Source organism: Enterobacter sp. R-1.6.2 (assembly GCF_035064085.1).
In the GTDB taxonomy this organism is placed as follows: Bacteria; Pseudomonadota; Gammaproteobacteria; order Enterobacterales; family Enterobacteriaceae; genus Enterobacter; species Enterobacter asburiae_B.
Map to the genome: position 1 here is coordinate 186,624 of NZ_JASEYI010000003.1, position 26,568 is coordinate 213,191.

20 protein-coding genes, 2 tRNA genes and 2 pseudogenes are annotated in these 26,568 nt (G+C 53.1%); 14 read left to right on the plus strand and 10 right to left on the minus strand.

Translation table 11 applies throughout. The annotated features are described in order from the left end of the window. Window positions 1-257 precede the first annotated feature (257 nt). The gene (gene gltX, locus QMN93_RS04625) at window positions 258-1,673 is read left to right on the plus strand and encodes a glutamate--tRNA ligase (RefSeq protein WP_033146145.1); all 1,416 of its coding nucleotides are present in this window, start codon (window positions 258-260) and stop codon (window positions 1,671-1,673) included. A 52-nt stretch (window positions 1,674-1,725) separates the two neighbouring features. Here gltX and QMN93_RS04630 read toward each other — a convergent pair whose 3' ends face one another. Both QMN93_RS04630 and QMN93_RS04635 read right to left on the minus strand, forming a co-directional pair. Next, window positions 1,726-2,109, minus strand: a complete 384-nt coding sequence (locus QMN93_RS04630; RefSeq protein ID WP_033146144.1) for a YfeC-like transcriptional regulator — start codon at window positions 2,107-2,109, stop codon at window positions 1,726-1,728. Window position 2,110: 1 nt separating this feature from the next. Then, entirely contained in the window at window positions 2,111-2,473 is a 363-nt protein-coding gene (locus QMN93_RS04635) for a YfeC-like transcriptional regulator (RefSeq protein ID WP_094934563.1), read from the minus strand. A gap of 217 nt (window positions 2,474-2,690) precedes the next feature. Between QMN93_RS04635 and QMN93_RS04640 the strand changes: the two genes are divergently transcribed. From QMN93_RS04640 to QMN93_RS04650, 3 genes are all read left to right on the plus strand, one after another. After that, window positions 2,691-2,766: transfer RNA gene (locus QMN93_RS04640), tRNA-Ala, on the plus strand. A 41-nt stretch (window positions 2,767-2,807) separates the two neighbouring features. After that, window positions 2,808-2,883, plus strand: a tRNA-Ala gene (locus QMN93_RS04645). A gap of 213 nt (window positions 2,884-3,096) precedes the next feature. Then, window positions 3,097-5,289, plus strand: a complete 2,193-nt coding sequence (locus QMN93_RS04650; RefSeq protein WP_182383854.1) for an EAL domain-containing protein — start codon at window positions 3,097-3,099, stop codon at window positions 5,287-5,289. 44 nt (window positions 5,290-5,333) lie between these two features. Here QMN93_RS04650 and QMN93_RS04655 read toward each other — a convergent pair whose 3' ends face one another. After that, window positions 5,334-6,521 (minus strand): NupC/NupG family nucleoside CNT transporter, encoded by a 1,188-nt coding sequence (locus QMN93_RS04655; RefSeq protein ID WP_008501591.1) that lies wholly within the window; start codon window positions 6,519-6,521, stop codon window positions 5,334-5,336. Window positions 6,522-6,833: 312 nt separating this feature from the next. Between QMN93_RS04655 and QMN93_RS04660 the strand changes: the two genes are divergently transcribed. After that, the gene (locus tag QMN93_RS04660; protein ID WP_182383993.1) at window positions 6,834-8,108 is read left to right on the plus strand and encodes an Nramp family divalent metal transporter; all 1,275 of its coding nucleotides are present in this window, start codon (window positions 6,834-6,836) and stop codon (window positions 8,106-8,108) included. Between the two features lie 32 nt (window positions 8,109-8,140). On the opposite strand, the gene QMN93_RS04665 is transcribed toward QMN93_RS04660, so the two are convergent. Then, complete coding sequence (locus QMN93_RS04665) at window positions 8,141-8,494, minus strand: DUF2502 domain-containing protein (RefSeq protein WP_023308717.1); 354 nt, start codon at window positions 8,492-8,494, stop codon at window positions 8,141-8,143. Window positions 8,495-8,621: 127 nt separating this feature from the next. Beyond that, window positions 8,622-9,620 carry an L-glyceraldehyde 3-phosphate reductase gene (mgrA, locus tag QMN93_RS04670; RefSeq protein WP_182383853.1) on the minus strand — a complete coding sequence of 333 codons (999 nt, stop codon included), beginning with the start codon at window positions 9,618-9,620 and terminating at the stop codon, window positions 8,622-8,624. A 184-nt stretch (window positions 9,621-9,804) separates the two neighbouring features. Here mgrA and ipdC point away from each other — a divergent pair, with 184 nt between their 5' ends. Then, a complete protein-coding gene (gene ipdC, locus QMN93_RS04675; RefSeq protein WP_182383852.1) occupies window positions 9,805-11,463 on the plus strand; it encodes an indolepyruvate decarboxylase in 1,659 nt (552 codons plus the stop codon). Here ipdC and QMN93_RS04680 read toward each other — a convergent pair whose 3' ends face one another. Continuing rightward, complete coding sequence (locus tag QMN93_RS04680) at window positions 11,464-12,699, minus strand: ion channel protein (RefSeq protein WP_047060687.1); 1,236 nt, start codon at window positions 12,697-12,699, stop codon at window positions 11,464-11,466. 205 nt (window positions 12,700-12,904) lie between these two features. Between QMN93_RS04680 and glk the strand changes: the two genes are divergently transcribed. Continuing rightward, on the plus strand, window positions 12,905-13,870 hold the full coding sequence (glk, locus tag QMN93_RS04685) for a glucokinase (RefSeq protein WP_023308713.1): 966 nt from the start codon (window positions 12,905-12,907) through the stop codon (window positions 13,868-13,870). Window positions 13,871-13,905: 35 nt separating this feature from the next. Here glk and QMN93_RS04690 read toward each other — a convergent pair whose 3' ends face one another. Next, entirely contained in the window at window positions 13,906-14,637 is a 732-nt protein-coding gene (locus QMN93_RS04690; protein WP_033146137.1) for a LytTR family DNA-binding domain-containing protein, read from the minus strand. 3 nt (window positions 14,638-14,640) lie between these two features. Further along, window positions 14,641-16,347, minus strand: a complete 1,707-nt coding sequence (locus QMN93_RS04695; protein WP_033146136.1) for a sensor histidine kinase — start codon at window positions 16,345-16,347, stop codon at window positions 14,641-14,643. 386 nt (window positions 16,348-16,733) lie between these two features. On the opposite strand from QMN93_RS04695, the gene alaC reads away from it, so the two are divergent. Beyond that, window positions 16,734-17,972, plus strand: a complete 1,239-nt coding sequence (gene alaC, locus QMN93_RS04700) for an alanine transaminase (protein ID WP_193139788.1) — start codon at window positions 16,734-16,736, stop codon at window positions 17,970-17,972. Between the two features lie 52 nt (window positions 17,973-18,024). Here the strand turns inward: alaC and ypdK are convergent, their stop codons facing one another. Then, on the minus strand, window positions 18,025-18,096 hold the full coding sequence (gene ypdK / locus QMN93_RS04705) for a membrane protein YpdK (RefSeq protein WP_099458937.1): 72 nt from the start codon (window positions 18,094-18,096) through the stop codon (window positions 18,025-18,027). 357 nt (window positions 18,097-18,453) lie between these two features. Continuing rightward, window positions 18,454-19,374 (minus strand): kdo(2)-lipid IV(A) palmitoleoyltransferase, encoded by a 921-nt coding sequence (lpxP, locus tag QMN93_RS04710; protein ID WP_024907634.1) that lies wholly within the window; start codon window positions 19,372-19,374, stop codon window positions 18,454-18,456. A 12-nt stretch (window positions 19,375-19,386) separates the two neighbouring features. On the opposite strand from lpxP, the gene QMN93_RS04715 reads away from it, so the two are divergent. The 6 genes and pseudogenes from QMN93_RS04715 (at window position 19,387) to QMN93_RS04740 (ending at window position 26,396) form a co-directional block, all read left to right on the plus strand. Beyond that, window positions 19,387-19,527: a hypothetical protein gene (locus QMN93_RS04715; protein ID WP_162531704.1), complete on the plus strand. Its 141-nt coding sequence runs from the start codon at window positions 19,387-19,389 to the stop codon at window positions 19,525-19,527. Window positions 19,528-20,159: 632 nt separating this feature from the next. Further along, window positions 20,160-20,657, plus strand: a complete 498-nt coding sequence (tssB, locus tag QMN93_RS04720; RefSeq protein ID WP_033146135.1) for a type VI secretion system contractile sheath small subunit — start codon at window positions 20,160-20,162, stop codon at window positions 20,655-20,657. Between the two features lie 32 nt (window positions 20,658-20,689). Next, a pseudogene (gene tssC / locus QMN93_RS04725) lies at window positions 20,690-21,952 on the plus strand (type VI secretion system contractile sheath large subunit); the annotation flags it as partial. After that, a pseudogene (locus QMN93_RS04730) lies at window positions 21,921-22,130 on the plus strand (hypothetical protein); the annotation flags it as partial. The pseudogenes tssC and QMN93_RS04730, both read left to right, overlap by 32 nt. After that, window positions 22,120-24,621 (plus strand): type VI secretion system Vgr family protein, encoded by a 2,502-nt coding sequence (locus QMN93_RS04735; RefSeq protein WP_182383848.1) that lies wholly within the window; start codon window positions 22,120-22,122, stop codon window positions 24,619-24,621. The pseudogene QMN93_RS04730 and the gene QMN93_RS04735, both read left to right, overlap by 11 nt. A gap of 104 nt (window positions 24,622-24,725) precedes the next feature. After that, window positions 24,726-26,396: an acetyltransferase gene (locus QMN93_RS04740; RefSeq protein WP_193139786.1), complete on the plus strand. Its 1,671-nt coding sequence runs from the start codon at window positions 24,726-24,728 to the stop codon at window positions 26,394-26,396. The last annotated feature ends 172 nt before the right edge of the window (window positions 26,397-26,568 follow it).

The following is a 26,568-nucleotide window of genomic DNA, read 5'->3' on the forward strand; positions in this document are numbered from 1 at the left end:
CCGCTGTGTGGAGTCGCATTATAGGGAGAGTTGAAAATGAGTCAACGCATTTTCTAAAGTTTTTATTCGTTCGTCGTAAAATTAAACAAAACGATCGCGAAACGGGCAATGACGCATGATTTCTAAACAAAAATCGCAATCTAGGTCACGATAAAGGGATCAACATTGAGGAATCCCCCCACAGTGATAGAATATTGCCCATCGTTTTTTCCCAGGATTTGCCGATTGCCGGCATCTTTATAACGTAAGGCCATTTCATGAAAATCAAAACTCGCTTCGCGCCGAGCCCGACAGGCTATCTGCACGTCGGTGGTGCACGTACCGCTCTCTATTCCTGGCTTTTCGCACGCCACAACAAAGGTGAGTTCGTGCTGCGTATTGAAGACACCGATCTTGAGCGCTCCACGCCAGAAGCAATTGAAGCCATTATGGATGGGATGAACTGGCTGAATCTGGAATGGGATGAAGGTCCTTACTTCCAGACCAAACGCTTTGACCGCTATAACGCTGTCATTGATGAGATGCTGGTCGCGGGCACGGCGTATAAGTGCTACTGCTCTAAAGAGCGTCTGGATGAACTGCGTGAAGCGCAGATGGCGAACGGTGAAAAGCCGCGTTATGACGGCCGCTGCCGCCACGACCATAGCGAGCATGCTGCAGATGAGCCTTGCGTGGTGCGTTTTGCTAACCCGCAAGAGGGATCGGTAATCTTTGACGACCAGATCCGTGGCCCAATTGAATTCAGCAACCAGGAGCTGGACGATCTGATCATCCGTCGTACCGACGGTTCTCCAACCTACAACTTCTGCGTTGTGGTTGACGACTGGGATATGGAAATTACCCACGTTGTCCGTGGTGAAGACCATATCAACAATACGCCACGTCAGATCAACATCCTGAAGGCGCTGAACGCCCCTGTGCCAGTTTATGCGCACGTCTCCATGATCAACGGCGATGACGGGAAAAAACTGTCTAAACGTCACGGTGCGGTAAGCGTTATGCAGTATCGCGACGACGGTTATCTGCCGGAAGCACTGCTGAACTATCTGGTGCGTCTGGGCTGGGCCCACGGTGACCAGGAGATCTTCAGTCGCGAAGAGATGATCGAACTGTTCTCTCTGAGCTCTGTAAGCAAATCAGCGAGCGCCTTTAATACCGACAAGCTCCTGTGGCTGAACCATCACTACATCAACACCATGCAGCCAGAATATGTGGCGACGTATCTGCAGTGGCATATTGAGCAGGCAAATATTGATACCCGCACTGGCCCTGAGCTGGCGGACCTGGTGAAACTCCTCGGCGAGCGCTGCAAAACGCTGAAAGAGATTGCCGAAAGCTGCCGCTACTTCTATGAAGAGTTTGAAGAGTTCGACGCGGACGCCGCGAAGAAACACCTCCGTCCGGTTGCGCGTCAGCCGCTGGAAGTGGTGCGCGACAAGCTGGCGGCCCTTACCGAGTGGACCGCTGAGAATGTGCATCACGCCATTCAGGCGACGGCAGACGAGCTGGAAGTCGGTATGGGTAAAGTCGGCATGCCATTGCGCGTTGCGGTGACCGGGGCGGGTCAGTCTCCGGCACTGGATGTGACGGTTCACGCCATCGGCAAGTCACGCAGCGTAGCGCGTATTAACAAGGCGCTGGACTTTATCGCTGAACGTGAAAATCAGCAGTAATTAGGCCTCAGATAAAAAACGGCAGGTTACCCTGCCGTTTTTTTTATGCCTTCTATTCCGTGAGACCGAGCCGCGTCAGAAAGCCGTGTATGCCTTCGCGTTTCAATAAGGCGTCCAGACGCCTCTGCTCTGGCTGAGTCATACTCTCCAGCGTCTCAATAATGCCCGGAGACAGGTTTGAAGAGGGTTCACTGTATGAAGCGGTGACCTCAGCGAGATGGTAAACCGCCTGACGGTTACGGATCGCCGGAAGGCTCATAATATGTTCCTTCACGCGCGCATCAATATGAATGAGCCGTGCGCGACCCCCCTTCACGCCGTTGAGGCCTTCGGTTTTCCATCCCTGCTGGCGTATCCAGCGATTAACCGTTTGTCTGGCAACGCCCAAACTCTCCGCCAGCTCTTCCGTGGTCATTTTGCTACGTAATTTTTTCATATCAGTTCTGATCGCGAATCCCTAAACGTTGCAACAATCCTGTAATCCCTTCCCGCATTAACAGCGATGTCATCTGCTTCTGCTCTTCCGGCGTCATTTCATTGGCCAGCGTCAGGAGCAGCGTGTGAAGCGAACTATCATGACTGATGCCTTCTGGCAGTTCGGACGTTTCAGTTGCCCGACGTGCGCTGCGGATAAAGTCACGGACTTTTTCGTTCACATGTACCAGGCGAGCTTTCCCGCCCTGAACGCCTGGTTTTGGTGATGTAATCCAACCCTCTTTGCGTACCCATTTATTGATGGTCTGGCGGCTATAGCCAGTGAGGAGGGCTAACTCTTCTGGCGTCATTCGTTCCTTGATCATGCAATTTCCTGAATATCAGTAGGGTTAATTAACGGCTCATTTTATAGCACCGTTTTACGTGAAAACGTGACAGGCTTAACTCCTGACTGCGAGCAGGCTCGCAAAGTGATTCATTTGCATGATTTTTCGGCGATTGAATGGCTGGGATTGATTTTGCCGTTGACACTCCGCGGTGGAATTCATATTATGCCGCCCGTCAACATGACAGCTTTACGATGGGGCTATAGCTCAGCTGGGAGAGCGCTTGCATGGCATGCAAGAGGTCAGCGGTTCGATCCCGCTTAGCTCCACCAAACTCTGAACCCAACAGAGTGCGGTCAGTAAAGTCATATGTGGGGCTATAGCTCAGCTGGGAGAGCGCTTGCATGGCATGCAAGAGGTCAGCGGTTCGATCCCGCTTAGCTCCACCAAAATTGTAAACCCTCGTCAAAAGACGAGGGTTTTTTTTATGTGTTTGTAACACTCGCCACCGTATTTTGTTATCAAAAAGAAGGTATTCCCGTACCTCACCTCAATCGACATCAATAAACCAGTCTAAAAATAGACTTGAACTTGATTCGCGCAATTAATAAACCTATTATCCATCCGGTCAATAATTCTCTCGGAAAATAACGCCCAGGTTAATGAATAGAAAAACTTACAATAATGTAAAGATATTTATGATTGCTCTGGCTTTATGCCTGATTGCGGTACCTGTCTCCCGTTATCTCTCTCCCCGCGCAATTGTTAATGGTCACGACGTTTATTTAGCATGGTTACCTTTAAGCGTAATGCTGGCGGTAATTCTGCTATTTGGGCGCAGGGCTATTCTTCCCATTTTGTTAGGTTTTACTGTCACTAATTTATTCTATGTAAATTTAGCACCGCTACAATATTCAGTATTACTGTTCTGTCAGACCTTTGCGTTGTTCGCGGCGTGCGGCCTTCTGCGCATCATGCTGGGTAAGCGTTGGCGCTACTCCATCCCTAACAAGCACATCGGATTGCGGATATTCTGGCTCGGTTTTATGGTGCCAATAGGGATTAAGCTGTCGATGTATTTGGCGGGCTATTTGTTTGATTTTCCGGTGACAATTTCGACCTTTTTCGGCGAAGGGACGGTAATTTATAACGTTGTGGATATACAAAGCCTGATATGCGCGGCATTGATTTTTACCATGATGTTCTATTACCCGTTAAGAATGATAATTAATCCCCGTTATGCAATAAGTTTCTGGCGACGAAGCGTGAAGCCCGTGTTTTTTCACAAGAATTCATTATATATTTTTGCCTGGCTGGTGCTATTAAGTTTCATTCTCGTCATTTTATGTGGTCCTTTTGAATCTCCCGTCATTGCGGGCTATTTGATGCCGCTGATTTTTATTCTTTTTACCTTAGCGATAAGCCGACTGACCTATGCGTTGATTTCTCTGCTGTGGGCTGTATCTGCACTCCTGCTGTTGACCTACAACTACAACTTCCTTAACGGGGTGGAATCGGGCCATTCGCTCTCTTTTATTCTGTCCGTGCTTATCTCGTTCGCGATCTGCCTGCTTTACATGTCGCGTATTTACCAGCGCAGCGAGTGGCTTAAGCGTGGCTGGCAGGGGAGGGCGCTCACCGATCCGCTGACCGGATTGCCCAATATTCGTGCGCTGGAGGATTATCTTGAGATTCACCCGGATGCAAAAGTGAGCATTCTGCGTATGGATAACCTGGAATTTTTGAGCCGCCACTATGGGATCCTCATGCGGGTCCATTGCAAACGTACGATCGCCACGTCGCTGCAGCCTCTCCTGCAAAAAGATGAGACGCTCTTCCAGCTCCCCGGAAACGAGCTTGTGCTGGTATTACTGGGACCGGGAACCGCTGAGCGCCTCCAGCATATGGTTGATCGACTGAACAGCCGTAAGATTTTTTGGAACAACACCGGGCTGGATATTGAATTCGGTGCGTCCTGGGGAATGGTCGAAAACGGCGAAAAACTGCACCACACGCTGGGGCAGCTGAGCTGGCTGGCCGAGCAATCCTGCGGAGCAGCAAACAACGTGCTTGCGCTCACGAATAGCCTCGAGGCGGCATCAGGGCAAACGACAGAGCGAGTCCTGATGCTGGCGCGAATTAAGCATGCCCTGGAGGCGGGACAGTTCCATTTGTACGCGCAACCGATCCAGAAGGCGGACGGGAGCGGCTACTACGAAATTCTGGCGCGTATGGAGAGCGAGGGCGAGATCTTCACTCCTGACCGCTTTATTCCGTTGATTGCCCAGTTCAACCTTAGCCACCGGTTTGATATGTGCGTCATGGAGAAATTACTGCTGTGGCTGCGCGATCACCCTTCAACGCAGGCTGGCGCTCGTTTCTCCGTTAATCTGATGCCGCTTACGCTGATGCAAAAAGAGGTGGCGTCCGAGATTTGTGCGCTCTTTGAACGCTACGGCGTTGCGCCTCAGTCCGTCGTGATTGAGATTACCGAAGAGCAGGCCTTCTCAAATTCAGGCAGCAGCATCCACAATATTCAGCAGCTGCGGGACTACGGTTTCCGGATTGCCATAGATGATTTTGGTACCGGCTACGCCAACTACGAGCGTCTGAGACGCCTGCAGGCAGACATCATTAAAATTGACGGCTGCTTTGTTAAAGACATTTGTACCGATGATATGGATGCGATGATCGTGCAGTCGATGTGTAATCTGGCGAAGACGAAATCGCTGTGCGTCGTAGCGGAATACGTCGAAACACCGGCGCAGCGCGAGATGCTGCTTCGCTTCGGCGTGGATTACCTGCAGGGCTACCTGATAGGCAAACCCAAACCGCTGGAAGAATTGCGGGCATAAAAAAACCGGGAGCCAGGCTCCCGGTTTTTGTTTAACGCTAAACGTTAGAGTACCAGTGCCGCGATAGAAGCAGACAGGACGCTCACCAGCGTAGAGCCGTAAACCAGCTTCAGGCCAAAGCGAGAAACCACGTTGCCCTGTTCTTCGTTCAGACCTTTAATCGCGCCCGCGATAATCCCGATGGACGAGAAGTTCGCGAAGGAGACCAGGAACACGGACAGAATGCCTTCCGCGCGCGGAGAAAGCGTGCTGGCAATTTTCTGCAGATCCATCATCGCAACGAATTCGTTAGAAACCAGTTTGGTTGCCATGATACTGCCCACCTGCAGCGCTTCGTGAGCCGGAACACCCATCACCCAGGCAACCGGGTAGAAGATGTAGCCCAGAATACCCTGGAAGGAGATACCCAGCACCGCGGCGAACAGGGCGTTCAGCGCAGAAATCAGCGCAATGAAGCCGATCAGCATGGCGGCAACGATAATCGCCACTTTGAAACCCGCCAGAATGTACTCCCCCAGCATTTCGAAGAAGCTCTGGCCTTCGTGCAGGTTTGACATCTGAATGTTCTCTTCGCTTGCGTCAACGCGGTACGGGTTGATCAGCGACAGAACGATAAAGGTGCTGAACATGTTCAGAACCAGCGCCGCAACAACATACTTTGGCTCCAGCATGGTCATATACGCGCCCACAATAGACATGGACACGGTAGACATTGCGGTTGCCGCCATGGTGTACATGCGGTTGCGGGACATTTTGCCGAGAATATCTTTATACGCGATGAAGTTCTCAGACTGACCGAGGATCAGGGAACTGACGGCGTTGAAGGATTCCAGCTTGCCCATGCCGTTCACTTTGGATAACAGGAAGCCAATTCCACGAATAACGAACGGCAGAACGCGGATGTGCTGCAGAATACCGATCAGCGCGGAGATGAAGACGATAGGGCAGAGAACCTTCAGGAAGAAGAACGCCAGACCTTCATCGTTCATTTTACCGAAGACAAAGTTGGTCCCTTCATTGGCGAATCCGAGCAGTTTTTCGAACATTTCGGAGAAGCCTTTCACGAAGCCGAGGCCTACGTTGGAGTTCAGGAAGAACCACGCAAGTAAAACTTCAATGACCAGCAGCTGGACAACATAACGGATACGAATTTTTTTGCGGTCTGTGCTGACCAGCAATGCAAGTGCAGTAACGACAACAAGTGCCAGGACAAAATGAAGGACGCGGTCCATATTTGCTCCAAATATGAGGCAGGTTTAATTTTCGTGCACATTCTATGTAACAAGCGAAAAGAAAACGAGATCGAGGACACACTATAGTTACATCCTGTGACGAGTCTCAAAAATAGTGATCCACAATACATTTTTGTTATGTTAGGTAAATGAGTGAAAAGTTAAGTTTGTGTGCTAGTCTTCACAAAAGCGCGCGCGATTTCGGTTTCTGTTAGATCGCCCCACTTACCCGCCCGTCTATCGTTCAAAGCTATCAGAGAAATCACTGTAAACATCACAAATGATCTTGATAATCATTCTCATTTTGATAGCATTAAACATAGCAAAGGCTATAATTCAGAGGCAGAAATGACAAACAGTCGCGTAGAGGGTAGCAGTGGCAGAGCCGCGCGCAAGTTGCGGTTCGCATTAATGGGACCTGCGTTCATCGCTGCCATTGGCTATATCGATCCAGGTAACTTTGCGACCAATATTCAGGCCGGGGCCAGCTTCGGCTATAAGCTGCTGTGGGTGGTCGTCTGGGCTAACCTGATGGCGATGCTGATTCAGATGCTCTCCGCAAAGCTGGGGATTGCCACGGGTAAAAACCTGGCGGAGCAAATTCGCGACCATTATCCGCGTCCGGCCGTCTGGCTCTACTGGGTTCAGGCGGAAATCATCGCCATGGCCACTGACCTCGCTGAATTTATTGGCGCAGCGATCGGCTTTAAGCTGATTCTGGGCGTGTCGCTGTTGCAGGGGGCGGTACTGACCGGGATTGCCACTTTCCTGATCCTGATGCTGCAGCGTCGGGGTCAAAAGCCGCTGGAGAAGGTTATCGGCGGTCTGCTTCTGTTTGTCGCGGCGGCCTATATCGTCGAGCTGATTTTCTCACAGCCGAATCTGGTGCAGCTCGGTAAAGGTATGGCAATACCAAGCCTGCCAACCTCGGAAGCGGTGTTCCTGGCCGCCGGGGTATTGGGGGCGACCATCATGCCGCATGTGATTTACCTGCACTCCTCGCTGACCCAGCATCTCCATGGTGGAACGCGCAAAGAGCGTTACTCCGCCACCAAATGGGACGTGGCGATTGCCATGACCATCGCGGGGTTTGTCAATCTGGCGATGATGGCTACCGCAGCCGCCGCTTTCCACTTTAACGGCCACACCGGTATTGCCGATCTCGACCAGGCCTATCTCACGCTGGAGCCCTTACTGAGCCATGCTGCCGCCACGATATTTGGTCTCAGCCTGGTGGCTGCCGGTCTCTCTTCTACGGTAGTGGGCACGCTGGCAGGCCAGGTGGTGATGCAGGGGTTTGTCCGCTTCCATATTCCGCTGTGGGTTCGTCGCTCCGTCACCATGCTCCCGTCATTTATCGTGATTCTGATGGGGCTTGATCCTACGAGAATTCTGGTCATGAGCCAGGTGCTGCTGAGCTTTGGTATCGCGCTGGCGCTGGTGCCGCTGCTGATCTTTACCAGCAACAAAACCCTGATGGGCGAACTGGTTAACTCAACGCTGGTGAAACGGACCGGGTGGGCAATCGTGGTGGTGGTAGTGGCACTGAACCTGTGGCTGCTTATTGGCACCGCATTGGGGCTCTAAAAGAAAAAGGAGCCGGGAGGCTCCTTTTTGCATTAATGGTGACCGTGGCCATGACCGTGGCCGCGTCCTTTCCCGCCGCGATCCCAGCCGCCGCGACGGTCGTCACGATCGTTCCAGCCTTCACGGTAGCCGCGCTCATACGCGTTGTCTTTATACCAGCCGCGGTGTCTGCCGTTATCATGTTTCCACCAGCGGTCTCCGCGCCACTCATAGTGACGGTTCCAGTAGTCACGGTCGCGCCAGTAGCCACCGTCCCAGTATCTGCCGTAGTCGTCACGATCGCCAATTTGTAATTTTACTGATGGCAACAGGGTGATTTCGCCCGCATTGGCGATCAGCGGGGCTGAAGCCAGTAATACCGCTGCAAGAATCAGTGACCTGAACATACTCTTTCTCCTTCACGATCGGGGCCCTTGTGGGGCCTGTTAACGCAATATTACGAGTTGGTAAAGCCTCGTTTCATCGCCTCAACTCCGAATTCCTGAGCGAGAGCACTTTTTGCTAAAAGTGATTCTATTTTGAGCTGTTCAGAATCGTGTCAATACGGACAAGTTCTTCCGCAGAGAAATGGCGGTTTTCCAACATCCCCACGGCATCATCAATCTGGGCCGTTTTACTTGCCCCAATCAGCACTGACGTCACGTTCTCATGGCGTAATACCCAGGCCAGCGCCATCTGGGACAGCTTCTGACCGCGCTCTTCCGCAATGGCGTTCAGGTTTCTTACCTTCTCCAGCTTCTCTTCGGTGATCTGGTCAGGGTTCAGGAACTGACTGCCGCTTGCCGCGCGCGAGTCTGCCGGAATGCCGTTGAGATAGCGGTTGGTCAGTTGTCCACCGGCCAGCGGTGAGAAGGGAATGCAGCCGACCCCTTTTTCCTGCAGCACGTTTAGCAGTCCCTCTTCCGGCGCACGTTCAAAAAGGGAGTATTTCGGCTGGTGGATCAGGCAGGGCGTACCGAGATCGTCAAGGATATCAATCGCCTTGCGGGCCAGCTCCGCAGGGTAGTTGGATAACCCGACATACAGGGCTTTTCCCTGGCGCACCGCATGGTCAAGCGCTTTCATGGTTTCCAGCAGCGGCGTTTGTGGGTCAGGACGGTGATGATAGAAGATATCCACATACTCCAGCCCCATGCGCTTCAGGCTTTGATCGAGGCTTGCCAGCAGATATTTGCGTGACCCCCAGTCGCCGTAAGGGCCATCCCACATGGTATAACCTGCTTTGGTAGAGACGATCAGCTCGTCGCGCCAGGGCAGGAAATCCTCCTGCAAAATACGGCCGAAATTACGTTCGGCCGATCCCGGCGGCGGGCCATAGTTGTTGGCAAGGTCGAAATGCGTAATGCCCAGATCGAACGCGCACTGTAAAAGTTGACGGCTGTTTTCGATAAGCGTGGTGTCGCCAAAGTTATGCCACAGCCCAAGCGAGATGGCGGGCAACCTGAGTCCGCTTTGCCCGCAGCGACGATATTCCATTGTCCGATAACGATTTTTGTCCGGCTGATAACCCATTCTCATCACCTCTGGCGCTGAAGAAAAAAACAGTGTATGCGTTTACATTAACGCGAAAAAAAGCAGCATAGCGCAGCCTTTTTTGTAAAGCATTCTTTCCATGATCTTCTTATCGCCAATTCTGGACAGTCATCACGCTTATTTAATACTCAAGGTGAGGTCAACATTAGAAGGATACCTGTTCATGCGTACCCCATACTGCGTCGCCGATTACCTGCTGGACCGTCTTACGGATTGTGGAGCCGATCATCTGTTTGGCGTGCCGGGCGACTATAACCTGCAGTTTCTCGACCATGTGATAGACAGCCCGGATATCTGTTGGGTGGGCTGTGCCAACGAGTTAAACGCCTCCTATGCCGCGGACGGATACGCCCGATGTAAGGGCTTTGCCGCGCTGCTGACGACATTTGGTGTAGGAGAATTAAGCGCCATGAACGGCATTGCGGGCAGTTACGCTGAGCACGTTCCGGTACTGCATATTGTGGGCGCGCCGGGTACGGCGTCACAGCAAAGAGGAGAGCTGCTGCACCATACGCTGGGCGACGGTGAGTTTCGTCATTTTTACCATATGAGCGAACCGATCACCGTTGCTCAGGCGATCCTGACCGAACAAAACGCCTGTTACGAGATTGACCGGGTATTAACTACCATGCTCCGGGAGCGTCGTCCCGGCTATTTGATGCTGCCTGCGGATGTGGCAAAAAAAGCCGCCACGCCTCCTGTAAACGCTCTCACTTTCAAACACGCGCATGCCGATAGCGCCTGCCTGAAAGCGTTCCGGGATGCCGCTGAGAACAGGCTGGCCATGAGCAAGCGTACTGCGCTGCTGGCCGATTTCCTTGTCCTGCGCCACGGGCTTAAGCATGCCCTACAGAAATGGGTCAAGGACGTGCCGATGGCACACGCCACCATGCTGATGGGTAAAGGCATATTTGACGAGCGTCACGCCGGTTTTTACGGCACCTACAGCGGTTCGGCGAGCGCCGGAGCGGTAAAAGAGGCGATTGAAGGGGCAGACACGGTGCTGTGCATCGGGACGCGATTTACCGATACCCTGACCGCCGGCTTCACGCATCAGCTAACCCCGTCACAAACAATTGAAGTTCAGCCTCATGCGTCACGCGTCGGTGACGTCTGGTTTACCGGCATCCCCATGCTTCAGGCAATCGAAACGCTGGTAGAGCTGTGTAAACAGCACGTGCACGATGCGCCGGTACCGTCGTCTCAAAGCGCGATGGAATATCCGCAGCCGGATGGCTCGCTGACGCAGGACAATTTCTGGAAAACGTTGCAGACGTTTATCCGCCCTGGAGACATCATCCTTGCGGATCAAGGCACCTCGGCCTTCGGCGCGATCGACCTTCGTCTGCCGGCTGATGTGAATTTTATCGTCCAGCCGCTGTGGGGATCGATCGGCTACACCCTGGCCGCAGCGTTTGGCGCGCAAACCGCCTGCCCAAACCGGCGCGTGATTGTGCTGACGGGGGATGGCGCGGCGCAGCTCACCATCCAGGAGCTTGGCTCGATGCTGCGGGATAAACAACACCCGATTATTCTGGTCCTTAACAACGAAGGGTACACGGTGGAAAGAGCGATCCACGGGCCGGAACAGCGATATAACGACATTGCGCTATGGAACTGGACGCAAATCCCGCAGGCCCTGAGCCTTGATCCTCAGGCCCAGTGCTGGCGGGTCAGTGAAGTGGAGCAGCTGGCGGATGTCCTTGAGAAAGTGGCGCACTACGAGCGGCTCTCGCTAATTGAGGTGATGCTGCCGAAAGCCGATATCCCGCCGCTGCTGGGGGCGATTACTAAAGCGCTGGAAGCGCGCAATAGCGCTTGATTACTTGTCGTTTCGCCAGGCCATCATCATCGGTTTGCCCGCCAGCAGGAGCCAGGCGGGCAACATCACGATACAGAGCAGGGGGAAAAGCGTCGAATCGGGTACCACTACCGCCGCCATAAACAGGCTGAGCCAGGCGTCACGCGTGACCACCAGAACCAGCCCCAGAATAGAGCAGGAGACGGTAATGGCCGCAGGCACCGCATCGACGTGTTCGTGCAACATCAGCCCCAGCGCTACGCCGACAAAGACCACCGGGAAGATGCGTCCACCGCGAAAACCGCAGGCTGCAGCCACCACCAGCGCGGCCAGCTTAATCACGGCAAACAGCAGATAGTCGGAGACGCTAAACACCTGGCTGAAGGCCAGCTGCTGCATCTCATCCAGACCTTTGAACAACGTCACCGTCCCGCCGATTGCCCCTAAAATACCGAGGATCAAACCACCAGCCCCCAGAACTAACACCGGGTGTTTGAGTTTATGCATCAGCCGGTGCAGGCGAGGAAGACACCATACCGCCACCATTCCCAGCGCGATGGCGATCGCGACGACGATGGCGCCGCTGAAAATATCGGCTATCTGCATCTGGCCGTAGTGGGGGAGAGAGAGTGAGAAGTGGGGATGGAAAAACAGGCTGGTCGTCAGCGCGCCAGCGGCTGCTGCCATCAGCGGAGCAAACAGCTTATCCCACAGCGGGACGTCGTTATTGCTGCTGAGCGTCTGAGAAAAGATCAGTGCGGCAGCGACGGGCGTGCCGAAAAGTGCCCCGATGGTGCCTGCGGAGGCGAGGATGGTCCAGTCCAGCGCGCCGACGCGGGGCAAAATGCGTGAACCGAGGAAAACCGCCAGGCCAATATTCACCGCCATAATCGGATGCTCCGGCCCCAGGCTGACGCCGCCGGCCAGACCGATAATCAACGCAATGAGCAGTCCGGGCAGTGCCGAAGGGGGAACCGGGGCGCCAATCAGCGGTTCCTGCGCCGGATCGGGGCCGGCATGGCCGGGACTGAAACGGATCACCAGGCCTACCGCAATACCGGTCAACGTCAGCATCACAACGATCCAGGCAGGGGAATCAGCATTGACCCCCAGTTTTGTCGGAAGCGCTGTCCATAACATGGCTTGCAGCACCGACGCGACTTTCATCACGACAATGAGCACCAGACTTGAGGCCACGCCAATAATTAGCGCCGGAATTGCCAGCAACAGCATGGTTCTGGCTCGCGGGTGGAGCATGATGATTTCCTTGTACAAAACGGTATTACGTTACTTTGCACATTAAGCTTTATGGCAATAGTGCAAAAGGTGCTGAAACGGTAAAGTTATTCTGTGACGAAGATCGATAATCCATGGGCATTCACCTTATGGCCGTTGTTGTTATCACGCCTTGAATTTACAGTGTCCCAAAGATTTATTCTGACTTTAGCGGAGCAGTAGAAGAATGACAAAGTATGCTTTGGTAGGTGATGTGGGCGGCACGAACGCGCGCCTCGCATTGTGCGATGTTAGTAGCGGTGAGATTTCCCGGGCGAAAACCTATTCCGGGCTGGATTATCCAAGCCTTGAGGCCGTTGTCCGCGTCTATCTGGAAGAGCATCAGGTGAGCGTTGAAGACGGCTGCATCGCGATTGCCTGCCCGATAACCGGCGACTGGGTCGCAATGACCAACCATACCTGGGCATTCTCCATCGCCGAGATGAAAAAAAACCTCGGTTTTTCGCATCTTGAAATCATCAATGACTTTACCGCGGTGTCCATGGCGATCCCAATGCTGAAGCCAGAGCATCTGATCCAGTTTGGCGGCGCTGAACCGGTCGAAGGCAAGCCGATTGCGGTTTACGGGGCCGGTACAGGCCTCGGCGTGTCGCATCTGGTGCATGTTGCTCAGCGCTGGGTGAGCCTGCCGGGTGAAGGCGGCCACGTAGACTTTGCGCCAAACAGCGAAGAAGAGGGGATTATCCTCGAAGAGTTACGCGCTGAGATCGGCCATGTCTCCGCCGAGCGCGTCCTTTCAGGTCCGGGGCTGGTGAACCTGTATCGGGCGATTGTGAAATCAGACGGCCGTCTGCCGGAAAACCTGCAGCCGAAAGACGTCACCGAACGCGCGCTGGCGGACAGCTGCATTGACTGTCGTCGTGCCCTGTCGCTGTTCTGCGTGATCATGGGACGTTTCGGCGGCAACCTGGCGCTGACGCTGGGCACCTTCGGTGGAGTCTATATCGCGGGCGGGATCGTACCGCGCTTCCTCGACTTCTTTAAAGCCTCGGGCTTCCGCGGCGGGTTTGAAGATAAAGGGCGTTTCAGAAGCTACGTGCAGGACATTCCGGTTTATCTGATCGTGCATGACAACCCGGGGCTGCTGGGTTCCGGGGCCCATCTGCGTCAGGTTCTCGGTCAAATCCTCTGATGCAGAGCCCTCTCCCGCAGGAGAGGGCCTTTTCTTTACAGGTGCATCAGCTGACGAAACTCTTTCACCTTGCTGCGGCTTACCGGCACCTGAAAATCCAGATCCTTCAGACGCAAAATGTAGGTGTTGTTAAACCACGGTTCGATCTCGCGGATCTTATTTAAATTCACGCAAAACGACCGGTGGCAGCGGAAAAAGTGGGCAGCAGGGAGCTTGCTGCAGAATTCGGTAATGTTCATCGCCATCACGTACGATTCCCGCCGCGTATAGACAAACGTCATCTTTTCGTGCGCTTCGGCGTAATAGATATCGTTAACCGGCGTCACGATGATGCGCTCGTCTTTGACCAGATTAATGGTGTCGTTTTCGCGTACCGTTGGGGTGGCGCTAGCGGGAGCGGTCTGCTGCTGCCAGGCGGCCTCCAGCTTTTGCAGCATGCTGACAATCCGCGACTCCTGATAAGGCTTAAGAATATAGTCAAACGCCTCCAGCTCGAAGGCCTCTACCGCGTGCTCTTTCCAGGCGGTAACGAAAACGATAAACGGCTTATGGGCAAACTGATTGATGTTTTGCGCCAGCAATACGCCATCCAGCGACGGGATATTGATATCCAGGAAAATGGCGTCGACCCGGTTATGCTGCAAAAATTTCAGCACGTCCAGTCCATCATCAAACGTGCCCACAATCTCCATCTGGCTGTGGGTTTTGATAAGCCAGGTGAGCTCCTGCTGAGCCAGGAATTCATCCTCTACGATGATAACTTTCATGGGTTACTCCACCTGGGGCAACAGTGATGTCGTCGTATGCGCGCGCGAGCGCTCATTCGGGACGTAAAAAGCAATTTCGGTGCCCGGCTCAAGACGTTGAATATGCAGACCGTCGCCGTAAAGCAGCTTGACCCGGTGGTGCACGTTCAGCAGACCGATTTTATTCCCCGGCATCTCGTTAGACTCCACGCGCTCAATGACTTTTGGATCAATCCCGTGGCCGGTATCGCGCACGGCAATCCGCACCCGGTTGCCGCTTTCGGTGACGCTAATGGTGACGACGCCTTTGCCTTTACAGGGCTGAATACCGTGAACAATCGCGTTTTCGACCAGCGGCTGAATAAGCAGGCTCGGGATCACGCAGTTGACCTCTTCATCAATATCGTAAATGACCGTGAGCTTGTCGCCAAAGCGGGCCTGCTCAATAGCGATGTAGTCCTTGATCTGATACAGCTCTTTTTTGATGTCGATATGCTCGTCATCTTTCAGCTCGATGTTGTAGCGCAGATAGCGCGACAGGTTAAAAATCAGCTGGCGCGCGGTGTCCGGATTAAGGCGAATGGACGAGGAGATAGCGTTCAGCGCGTTAAACAGGAAATGGGGATTGATTTTACTCTGCAGCGCGCGCAGTTCTGCCTTATTTGCCATCTCGCGCAGCTGTTCCGCGCGCGAAACCTCAAGCTGGGTGGAGATTATCTGCGACAGGCCGATGGCCATCTCCTGCAGCGTCGAGGTGATCTGATGCGCGTGGCAGTAATAAATTTTCAGCGTGCCCGTCACGACGCCTTTCTCCCACAGCGGGATGACCAGCATCGAGTGAATTTCCGGCGTTCGGTGGGCTTCATCATTGTTTTTAATAATGATTTTACCGTAGTTAATCGCCTGTCTGGTGGTCGGGCTTATGGTGTCATCGTTGTCGCGATAGTTGTGCTCCCCGACGCCAACGTAGGCCAGCACGTGGTCAATATTGGTGATGGCGACGGCGTCAGCGTGGATGTCATGGCGAATGATCTCGCAGACCTGACGCAACGATTCCGCGTTAACGTGGCGGAAGAGAGGCAGCGTTTTGTTGGCGATATCCAGCGCCAGCTTGGCCTGACGGGCGGCGCTGGCCTCTTTTTCCCCTTCAACGCTTTGCACCAGCAGCACGATAAAACCGATGCACACGCTGCCCAGGATCATCGGAATACCGATTTTCGAGACGATATCCAGCCCCAACTCGGTGGTGGGAGCCCAGACGACGACCAGGATCATGGTCAGCGTTTCGCACACCATGCCTGCGACGATCCCGGCGCGCCAGCGCTGTTTTTTCGGGATTTTTCGGCTGATCCAGCCGGAAAGCACCCCGGCGATAATGCTGGTGATAAAGCACGGCACCGCCGTTACGCCGCCGATATCAATCAGGTAGCGGTGCGTCCCGGCAATCAGGCCGGTGATAACGCCCACCCACGGACCAAACAAAATCCCGCCGGACATGACGGCGATAATGCGCACGTTAACCAGCGAACCCTCTACCGGCACGCCGGACCAGGTGCTGAACAGGGCGAACAGCGAAAAGATGGCGGTAACGGCCAGCAGCTCTTTTGGCGAGTGGGCTGATTTGTGCAGCAGCTCGCGAAACAGGCGAATGCGAATGAGGAAGAACAGGCAAATCAGCATTAATGCCGCACGGTCAAAAACCGCCAGCAGCATAGTGAATATTTCGTGCACGAGTAGACCTGGGAAAACGGGAAAGAACCATGATAAAAAACCTGGCGCGTATTGACCAGCTATCCGTCAGGTTTATCAAATGAGGAAAAACCATAATTTTGAAAGGGGATTATCTGGCGATGACCGAGGCGTCCTGTTTTTTTCTTACCGGCGCATCGTCAGGTAACTGGTTTGATATCATCCTGTTAAATAACAGCTATCAGACAGCCTATCCCGAAACAGGGGCTTCCGCTTTTAGGCGCAGCCGAGTTCCGGTTTTTAGTCGATCGCTTTTTTTTTATTTCCCTCTCGACAGCATGATTTTTTTCAGGTTATTTTCTAGTCATGCCACATCGGTGGCAGCGTCGCTCGGACGGTCCGGGCGCTAACGTTAATCTGAGGAATCTATGGCTGAATTCAGTCCTGAACGCCGTTTTACGCGTATCGATCGTCTCCCCCCTTATGTTTTCAATATCACTGCTGAACTGAAAATGGCTGCGCGTCGGCGCGGCGAAGATATTATCGATTTCAGCATGGGTAACCCTGACGGCCCAACGCCACCGCATATCGTTGAAAAGCTCTGCACGGTTGCCCAGCGCCCGGATACGCACGGCTACTCGACCTCTCGCGGTATTCCCAGGTTACGTCGCGCGATCTCGCGCTGGTATCAGGATCGCTATCAGGTTGATATCGATCCGGAAAGTGAAGCGATTGTCACCATCGGCTCGAAAGAGGGGCTGGCACACCTGATGCTGGCCACGCTGGATCATGGCGACACGGTGCTGGTCCCTAATCCAAGCTACCCGATTCATATCTACGGCGCGGTGATTGCCGGGGCGCAGGTCCGTTCTGTGCCGCTGGTGGAAGGTGTCGATTTCTTTAACGAACTGGAACGTGCGATTCGCGAAAGCTATCCGAAACCCAAGATGATGATCCTCGGTTTCCCGTCGAACCCAACGGCGCAGTGCGTGGAGCTTGATTTCTTCGAGAAAGTGGTTGCGCTGGCCAAGCGTTATGACGTGCTGGTGGTTCACGATTTAGCCTATGCAGATATCGTCTATGACGGCTGGAAAGCTCCGTCGATTATGAAGGTCCCGGGCGCGCGTGATGTGGCGGTAGAGTTCTTCACCCTGTCGAAAAGCTACAACATGGCGGGCTGGCGTATTGGCTTTATGGTGGGTAACAAAACGCTGGTGAGTGCCTTGGCGCGCATTAAGAGTTACCACGACTACGGTACCTTCACGCCGCTGCAGGTCGCCGCTATCGCTGCCCTGGAAGGCGACCAGCAGTGCGTCCACGAGATTGCCGCCCAGTATAAGCGCCGCCGCGACGTGCTGGTAAAAGGGTTGCATGAAGCGGGCTGGATGGTGGAAATGCCGAAGGCGTCTATGTACGTCTGGGCAAAAATTCCGGAGCCCTATGCGGCGATGGGATCGCTGGAGTTTGCTAAAAAGCTGCTTCAGGATGCAAAGGTGTGTGTCTCGCCTGGCATTGGATTCGGTGATTATGGCGACACCCATGTGCGATTTGCCCTGATTGAAAACAGCGACCGTATTCGTCAGGCGGTGAGGGGCATCAAGAGTATGTTCCGGGCCGACGGTCTTCTGACCTCAAAGAGCGTCGCTGAACATCCCGCGTCGTCATGACATAAAAAAACAGGAGCCGTTGGCTCCTGTTTTTTTGACTGCATGTTCTTCACTAGATCATCAGGGCAAAGGTTCCGGCCCAGACTAAAACAATCACCGAAATGCCCATAAAGAAATATTTCACGTTTCATCGCTCCGCGTATCTTGTGGTACGCATTTAAAAACAGAGTCCACCTGATTATAGAGAACTGAAATCCGGTCAAAACGGAAATGAGAATTTTCCCGTTATGCCGTTAACTCCAGCTCAGAATTCTGTGCTTTCCTGTTGCCAGACGGCGCTAATGTACGCTTAAAAATGAGGGGTGACAAGAGGGATTTTTTTAAATAATTTCCGTCACTTACGAGTGTCGTGGAACGGCGACAGTTTGATTTCACTTCGCAATAAATTCACTTTGGGCGACGCATTGAAAGACAGTTACTCAGCGGGAAGACAGGTGATTGAAAAGGTTAGTTTCTTAGCGAAACTAACCTTCATGAAGGGCTAAATATAGAGCGAGGCTTCGCCAAGAGGGCGGGTTTTGAAACGACGATGCATCCACAGATATTGCTCTGGCGCGCGCATGATTTCAGTTTCGATGACTTTATTGATAAACGCTGCCGCTTCGCACTCGTTTTCCGGATAGTTAGCCATTTCAGGGGAGATGTGCAGGCGGTAGCCTGACTTATCTGCTTTTCTCACCATCGTCACGGTCAGCATAGAGGCACCAGACAGACGCGAAATGACAAACGTACCGTTAGTCGTCGCAACGTCTTTCACCGCAAAGAAAGGCGCAAAGCTGCTGCCTTTACGTCCATAATCCTGATCGGGTGCAAACCAGACGGCTTCTCCTTTCTTGAGAGCACCGACCATACCGCGCAGGTTATTACGGCTGATCATCGCCTTATTGGAACGCATACGGCCTCGCGTCTGCACCCATTCCATAAGCGCACTGTTGTGCGGTCTGTAGGTTGCCATCATTGGCTGGCAAAGCCCCATCACGCGGCCGCCCAGCTCCAGCGACATAAAGTGAACGCCGACGACCATCACGCCGCGTTTTTGCATCTGCGCGCGTTTAAGGTTATCCAGGCCTTCCACGTCAAACCATTTGCGGACACGTTCATCTGGCCAAAACCATGCCATGCCGGTTTCAAGCAGCGCCATGCCGATAGACTTGAAGTTTTCAGCGATGAGTTTCTCACGCTCCTCTGCATTGTACTGCGGAAAACAAAGCTCAATATTTTTACGCGCGATGGATTCGCGACGTTTCAGGAAAACGCGGGAAGCGCTGCCCAGTTTTGACCCCAGCAAGCGCAGGACAGGGTACGGAAGTTGAACCAGCAACCAGAGTACGCCAAGGCCAAACCATGTAAACCAGTAACGCGGGTGTAAAAACGCACGTTGAAATTTGGATTGAGACAAAATAGTAGAACCTATGTGAAGCCTGTAAAGGTAGCGCAGAGTTTGCGATACGACGTGCCGATAAGACCGTTCTTCAAGGTGATGGTTGCAGGCTTTACCGAACTTTACGGCGGCGTTGCCTGGCCACTGCTGATTTGGGCGGGCGGCGTAATGTAGCACCGTTATACGATATGTGCTATTACTCGTTTTTGATTAAAGAAGCGGCGATCCGGGAGGTGTTTGATTTTACACTGTATAAACTCCAGAAGGGAGAGCAGTTCTCATGCCTGAGAGGAGAACTGAAGTCTTTGCGCAAAGAGGAGTGGGCCGACAAAAGAGCAGCAGTGTTTATTTTCGGACCCGCATCTACATTTTATTTTCCTTCGAATAATAAATAAGAATTTTCTTTGTGAAAATTCTTATTTGTTATTCATGTTATCAATCAATTCGTCACTCTTCTTCATTCATTAACCTCTGTCATTTATCTGCGTGCAATAACCTGTTGCCGTTCCTTCATCTTTTTTTAATATCATGTTGTGATGCAAATCAAAACAAGATGGTTTTATTAGCATCTCTCTGGCTGCGATCCTTTTTACGGTGCAAATATTCGCTTTGTGTGAAAAAAGCAGTGTCTTTCCCTGAGCTGAACGGATAATCCGTAATAATATCTTAGTGGAAAATTCTTAAGAAATTTCTCATTGCGGATAAATGATCTGTGTATTTGATTTTGCATCGATCATTATTCTAATATTGCGCATCAAGAACGATACCGTGAAGTTGGCGTAGCAAAAACAAAGAGGGATGATGAGATGGCTGACAGTTTTCAGAATGAGGTGCCTAAGGCACGTATTAACCTGAAGCTTGACCTGCATACAGGCGGGGCAAGCAAGAAAATGGAATTACCGCTGAAATTACTGGTTGCGGGTGATTTCAGTAATGGGCAAGAGTCTGCTCAAATATCTGAGCGTGAGAAAGTTAACATCACGAAAAATAATTTCGACAGTGTTCTTTCTGAATACTCCCCAAAACTTAATCTAACCGTTAAAAATACGCTCTCTGATGATGGTGGTGAGGAAAATGTTCAGCTGACTTTCCAGAGCATGAAAGATTTCACGCCAGAGCAGGTGGCTGCTCAGATACCGCAGCTGAAGGCGATGCTGGCGATGCGCAACTTGCTTCGCGATCTGAAGGCCAATTTGCTGGATAACCAGACTTTCCGAAAAGAGCTGGAAAAAATCCTTCTGGACCAGTCCCTTAGTGCTGAACTGAGAAATGAACTATCCGCACTGGCATCAAGAAAATCGTAACCATCACGCTGTTTTAACGGATTAAACAAGGAATGCTCATGTCTGTACAAAATAATATTGCCGGTAGTGAAAGCGTGGTGCTGGAACGTCCTGCTGCGGGTGGGGTTTACGCCTCCCTGTTTGAGAAAATCAATCTGAATCCTGTCTCTGAGTTGAGCGCGTTAGACCTCTGGCAAGATGCGCAGGCGATGTCAGATGCAACTGCTGATGAGCGTCTGACTGCAGGTATGCAGGTCTTTCTGGAATGTCTGACCAAAGCAGGCGCGAAGGTCGAAAAACTGGATAAAAGCCTTATCGATCATCACATCGCTGAGCTCGATTACCAGATCAGCCGCCAGCTGGACGCGGTTATGCACCATGACGAGTTTCAGGCGGTCGAAAGCCTGTGGCGTGGGGTGAAATCACTGATTGATAAAACAGATTTTCGCCAGAACGTGAAAATTGAGCTTCTGAGTATGTCCAAAGAAGACCTGCGGCAGGACTTTGAAGATACCCCGGAAATCATCCAGAGTGGTCTGTATAAACACACCTACATTGATGAATATGATACTCCAGGCGGCGAGCCGATTGCGGCACTGATTTCCGCTTACGAGTTTGATGCTTCAGCGCAGGATGTCGCTCTGCTTCGCAACATCTCCAAGGTATCCGCTGCTGCACATATGCCGTTTATCGGCTCAGCAGGCCCGAAATTCTTCCTTAAAGAGTCCATGGAAGACGTCGCGGCGATTAAAGATATTGGTAATTATTTTGATCGCGCAGAGTACATCAAGTGGAAATCGTTCCGCGATACTGATGACGCTCGCTACATCGGCCTGGTCATGCCGCGCGTATTGGGACGTTTGCCGTATGGCCCGGACACCGTTCCGGTTCGCAGCTTCAACTATGTCGAAGAAGTCAAAGGTCCCGATCACGACAAATACCTGTGGACCAATGCATCGTTTGCCTTCGCGTCCAACATGGTGCGCAGCTTTATCAATAATGGCTGGTGTGTACAAATCCGTGGCCCGCAGGCTGGTGGTGCGGTTCAGGACCTGCCTATCCATCTGTACGATCTCGGTACCGGCAATCAGGTAAAAATCCCGAGCGAAGTGATGATTCCCGAAACCCGCGAATTCGAATTCGCGAATCTGGGCTTCATTCCTTTGTCCTACTACAAAAACCGCGACTACGCGTGCTTCTTCTCAGCCAACTCAACTCAGAAACCGGCGCTGTACGACACCGCTGATGCGACGGCTAACAGCCGCATCAACGCCCGTCTTCCGTACATCTTCCTGCTGTCGCGTATCGCCCATTACGGGGGCGCGTAACGTTGACAGTCTGCTGAATCAACAAATTCTGCCGGTGCTGAGTCAGCAATTGCTCACCCACATGGCCGCAAAACAGAAACCAGCGTCGTTACGCCTTGGCTGGGATGATGAAGAAGGGATCGGCCTGGAATTTGAATGGAGTCAGGGGGTAACGTATGAGCACTAATCCTCCGATCAGATACAGCCACAACCACCACCTGCTCGTGGTGAAAGGCTGTGAAGCCGAACCCGACGTGCTGGCTTTTGTTGGCGACGAAGCCCTGAGCCGACCGTTCAGCTACCGTGTTGAGTTCACCAGCCGCGACCACGGCATCAGCAAAGAGATGATGCTGATGAAGCCCGGCTCGCTGACGCTGCAGGCCCCGGTTGACCAGGGTTACGGCATCAAAATCCAGCAGCCGCTGCGGGTGATTCAGGGGGTGGTGACCGGTTTTGAACGTCTCGGTACCTCAAAAGATGAAACGCATTACGCCCTGACGCTCCGGCCCCGTCTGGCACTGCTTGACCGTTCGCACCAGAACGCGATTTACCAGGACATGTCGGTCCCGCAAATTGTGGAGAAAATCCTGCGCGAGCGTCACGGCATGCGCGGTCAGGATTTTCTGTTCTCGCTCACAAAAGAGTATCCGCGCCGTGAGCAGGTGATGCAGTACGGCGAGGACGATCTGCACTTCATCACCCGCCTGCTGGGCGAAGTGGGCATCTGGTTTCGCTTCACCACCGACACGCGCCTGAATATTGATGTGGTGGAGTTTTACGACAGCCAGCAGGGTTACGAGAAAGGCCTGACGCTGCCGTCGGTGCCGCCGTCCGGCCAGCATTCACAGGGTGTGGACTCGGTGTGGGGGATGGAAAGCCATCACAGCGTGGTGCAGAAGCAGGTCAGCACCCGCGACTACAACTACCGTCAGGCCACGGAGAACATGAATACTCTGGTTGACGTCACCCGGGGGGACGCGACCACGTACGGGGAAGCGTACCACTATGCCGACAATTATCTGACGCCGGGCAGCGCGTATGACCGCAATCCGGCGCCCGAGTCCGGGGCATTTTATGCCCGCATCCGGCATGAGCGTTACCTGAATGGCCAGACGCAGACCCGGGCCATCACCAGCAGTCCGGCGCTCTCTCCGGGGATGCTGCTGAAAGTCACCGGCGGGTATGAAGTGGCTGACGTGTTTGCTCAGGGCGTGGTCATCACGGCGATGCAGACCCATGCGCGGAGGGATGAAGACTTTAGCCTTCGTTTTGACGGCATTCCGGACAGCCCGGATTTCAGCTTCCGTCCTGAGCCCGGCTCACGCCCGGTGATGGCCGGGACGCTGCCGGCCCGCGTCACCAGTACCACTGAAAATGACACCTACGGCCATATCGATAAAGACGGCCGCTACCGCGTCAACATGCTGTTTGACAGGGATAGCTGGGAGACCGGGTTCGAGAGCCTGTGGGTGCGCCAGTCCCGCCCGTATGCCGGCGACACCTACGGCCTGCACCTGCCTCTGCTGGCGGGCACCGAAGTGGCGATTGGCTTTGAGGACGGCAACACGGACAGACCGTACATCTCCGGCGTGCTGCACGACTCGGCCCACGGCGACCACGTCACCATCCAGAACTACAAGCGTAACGTCCTGCGGACCCCGGCAAACAACAAAATCCGCCTCGATGACGAGCGCGGAAAAGAGCATATCAAGGTCAGCACCGAGTACGGCGGCAAGAGCCAGCTGAATCTCGGGCATCTGGTCGACAGCGAGAAACAGCAGCGCGGGGAGGGGTTTGAGCTCAGGACGGACAGCTGGGGTGCCATCCGTGCGCAGAAAGGGCTGTTTATCAGCGCTGACGGCCAGACCAGGGCGCAGGGGCAGGTGCTGGAGATGCAGGCAGCGATGAGCCAGCTGGAGCAGGCGCGTTCCCTGGCTGAATCGTTACGCAGCGCGGCAGAGGCGGCGAGGGCTGAACTGGCAGATGTGCAGATGCAGAAGGCGCTGCTGTCAGACGCGCTGACGGATTTAAAGAAAGCGGCGCTGCTGGTCTCGGCGCCGGAAGGGATAGCGCAGGTGACGGGGAAAAGCCTGCAGCAGTCGGCGGGAGACAACATCATCAGCACCAGCGGCGGGCACACAGACTTCAGCGCACTGAAAAGATTCACGGTGGCGGCCGGGGAGCGGGTAAGTCTGTATGCGCAAAAGCTGGGCATCAAAATGTTTGCCGGCAAAGGGAAGGTGGAGATCCAGGCGCAGGGGGATGAGATGACGCTGGATGCGCTGAAGGATATCCGCATCAGCAGCAGTGAGGGGAAGGTCATCATCAGCGCGAAGAAGGAGATAGTGCTGACGAGCGGAGGTGGTTATATCCGGATAGCGGACGGAACGGTGGAGTGTGCGGCGCCGGACAAAATCATCGAGCGCGGGGCGGTGTGGCAGAAGTTTGCTGGACAGAGTCTTGGTCAGGCAATGCAGACCTGGGAAAACGCCGAATTTGCCATAACGCCTGAAGTCAGGCGGTTATCGGATGACTCGCCGGTGGCTGGTCTGACGCTGGGTTTAACAGGCGGGGATGGCACGCAGCAAAGTTTAGCGACCTCCGCTTCAGGGACCACAGCGGTGCAGAATAATGTAAATGTCGATTCTCTCAACGCCTCTTTGCTGGATAAAACATAAGGCGCTCTGTTATTTCGGAACATATCTTCGGGGAAAGCACAAGGTTGATTGCCCCGAATGTCTTTCTGAAAAGTATTTTCCTGAACGGAAAAAGGACGGAATTTATGGCGAATGAAAATACCACAGGTAATAACAGCAGCCCCTCTATGACCTGTATAAAACCAGAATGGGATGACAGTGGAAAGGTCTACTGGCCCAGCATACAGAATCAAAAAAAATCAGAGAATGCTAAAGCCGTTTTGCTTCAGCCGCCTGCCAAAGCGATCCCCGTTATCTTCCTGCCTGGGGTGATGGGGACTAACTTGATGTCAAACAAAGCCTCTCAAACCGAAGATATTTGGCGTGGCGATAGTATGGGAGGAGTATTTCTTAAATGGGCGGGAAAAGACGGAGATCGTAGAAGAAAATTACTTAATCCCGACACCACAAAGGTGGATAACCGTGGGGATATTAACCAGACCATCTATTCTCCGATTTCCGATGATGGGAAATTATTTACAACCCGCCGGGATCGGGGCTGGGGGGAGGTTTTATCCTTCAGCTACGGTAAATTTTTGAGTGTTTTACAAGGTGCGCTGTTGGATGACTGGCAGCAGGATCTTGTTAACTACGGCAAATCAGCATCTGAGAAAAATGGTGTACTAAGCCAGCTAGTCGGCAAATCTCTGTCTGGGGGAAAAGATGCCGAAATTACCGGTGAATCTGTCCTGACCCAGGAAGAACTGAACCATTTTCAGAACTTTTTATTCCCGGTTCACGTTTATGGCTATAACTGGCTGCAGGATAATAAAACCTCGGCGGAAGGGCTGGTCGCCTTTATCGACAGGACGATAAGGCTCTATAAAAATCACTGCGGCCACGGCATGCCTTTTCCTCCCGGGCAGGAAAAAGTTATTATCGTCACCCATTCCATGGGCGGGCTGGTGGCGCGCTACGCGTCCCAGGTCAGCGGAGCAAAAGATAAAATTTTGGGGATAGTGCATGGGGTGATACCAGACCTTGGCTCACCGGCGGCGTACCGCCGCATGAAGGTTGGCGCGAAACAGGAAGGCATGGCCGGGGCCGTGCTGGGCAATACGGCAGAAGAGCTGATGCCGGTCCTGGCCAGGGCTCCCGCACCGCTTCAGCTCTTGCCCTCGGCGAAATACCTTGCCGGGGCTCCCTGGCTGACCGTGGAAGGGGCTGGCGAAGACGGTTGTGATGTAAAACTGCCGCAGACCCGCGATCCTTTCGGTGAAATATATCTGAATAAAACTCTCTGGTACCGTCTGTATGAATCCGACATTATCGATAAGGATGAGGCAGTTAGTCAGAGTAACTGGACTAACTATGTACGTTTAGTTGATAAGCCTGTCCGCAAGTTTATTTCTCTAATGGATAGTAAAGGCTATCATCCTAATACTTACGCTTTTTACGGCCATAAAATCGACTCCGACGGTACTTTAGCGTGGCGGAAAACCTCTATTACCTATCCGAAAAATATGCATGAAAATGACAATAGGCTACCCAACAACTATCGGGACATCCCCCTGCCATTTAATCGTTCCCAGCTTTATGTGGTCACCTCGTCAAAAACGCCGGGTGATGGCACGGTGCCAGTGGAGTCTCTGAGTGCCATATGCCGCAACAGCGAAATCAAAAGTGTTCTGGCAACCGGCGTTGACCATCAGGGAGCCTATGACGTCAGCAGCCTGAAGGATATTAAAGACAGGCCAGCCCTGCAGTTTACCCTAAGGGCCATTGTGAAAATGGTTCAGGAGATCCCTATCCCATGAATGCGATTCGGCAGCTTACAGCGCTATCTCTTATGGCGGGCAGTATATTTTTCATTGCCCAGGCTACGGCAACCACGCCAGTGCAGAAGGACAGTCCAGTGATAAATACTTTGTTTGCGCAAACCAAACCACAGTGCATCGGGCGCTATGTGATTGACGTTCCCGAGTCGTT

Excerpts from the sequence above, each read along its gene's own strand:
- gltX (WP_033146145.1), top strand. The coding sequence starts at position 258 with ATGAAAATCAAAACTCGCTTCGCGCCGAGCCCGACAGGCTATCTGCAC.
- QMN93_RS04630 (WP_033146144.1), bottom strand. The coding sequence starts at position 2,109 with ATGAAAAAATTACGTAGCAAAATGACCACGGAAGAGCTGGCGGAGAGT.
- QMN93_RS04635 (WP_094934563.1), bottom strand. The coding sequence starts at position 2,473 with ATGATCAAGGAACGAATGACGCCAGAAGAGTTAGCCCTCCTCACTGGC.
- QMN93_RS04650 (WP_182383854.1), top strand. The coding sequence starts at position 3,097 with ATGAATAGAAAAACTTACAATAATGTAAAGATATTTATGATTGCTCTG.
- QMN93_RS04655 (WP_008501591.1), bottom strand. The coding sequence starts at position 6,521 with ATGGACCGCGTCCTTCATTTTGTCCTGGCACTTGTTGTCGTTACTGCA.
- QMN93_RS04665 (WP_023308717.1), bottom strand. The coding sequence starts at position 8,494 with ATGTTCAGGTCACTGATTCTTGCAGCGGTATTACTGGCTTCAGCCCCG.
- mgrA (WP_182383853.1), bottom strand. The coding sequence starts at position 9,620 with ATGGGTTATCAGCCGGACAAAAATCGTTATCGGACAATGGAATATCGT.
- ipdC (WP_182383852.1), top strand. The coding sequence starts at position 9,805 with ATGCGTACCCCATACTGCGTCGCCGATTACCTGCTGGACCGTCTTACG.
- QMN93_RS04680 (WP_047060687.1), bottom strand. The coding sequence starts at position 12,699 with ATGCTCCACCCGCGAGCCAGAACCATGCTGTTGCTGGCAATTCCGGCG.
- glk (WP_023308713.1), top strand. The coding sequence starts at position 12,905 with ATGACAAAGTATGCTTTGGTAGGTGATGTGGGCGGCACGAACGCGCGC.
- QMN93_RS04690 (WP_033146137.1), bottom strand. The coding sequence starts at position 14,637 with ATGAAAGTTATCATCGTAGAGGATGAATTCCTGGCTCAGCAGGAGCTC.
- alaC (WP_193139788.1), top strand. The coding sequence starts at position 16,734 with ATGGCTGAATTCAGTCCTGAACGCCGTTTTACGCGTATCGATCGTCTC.
- tssB (WP_033146135.1), top strand. The coding sequence starts at position 20,160 with ATGGCTGACAGTTTTCAGAATGAGGTGCCTAAGGCACGTATTAACCTG.
- QMN93_RS04735 (WP_182383848.1), top strand. The coding sequence starts at position 22,120 with ATGAGCACTAATCCTCCGATCAGATACAGCCACAACCACCACCTGCTC.
- QMN93_RS04740 (WP_193139786.1), top strand. The coding sequence starts at position 24,726 with ATGGCGAATGAAAATACCACAGGTAATAACAGCAGCCCCTCTATGACC.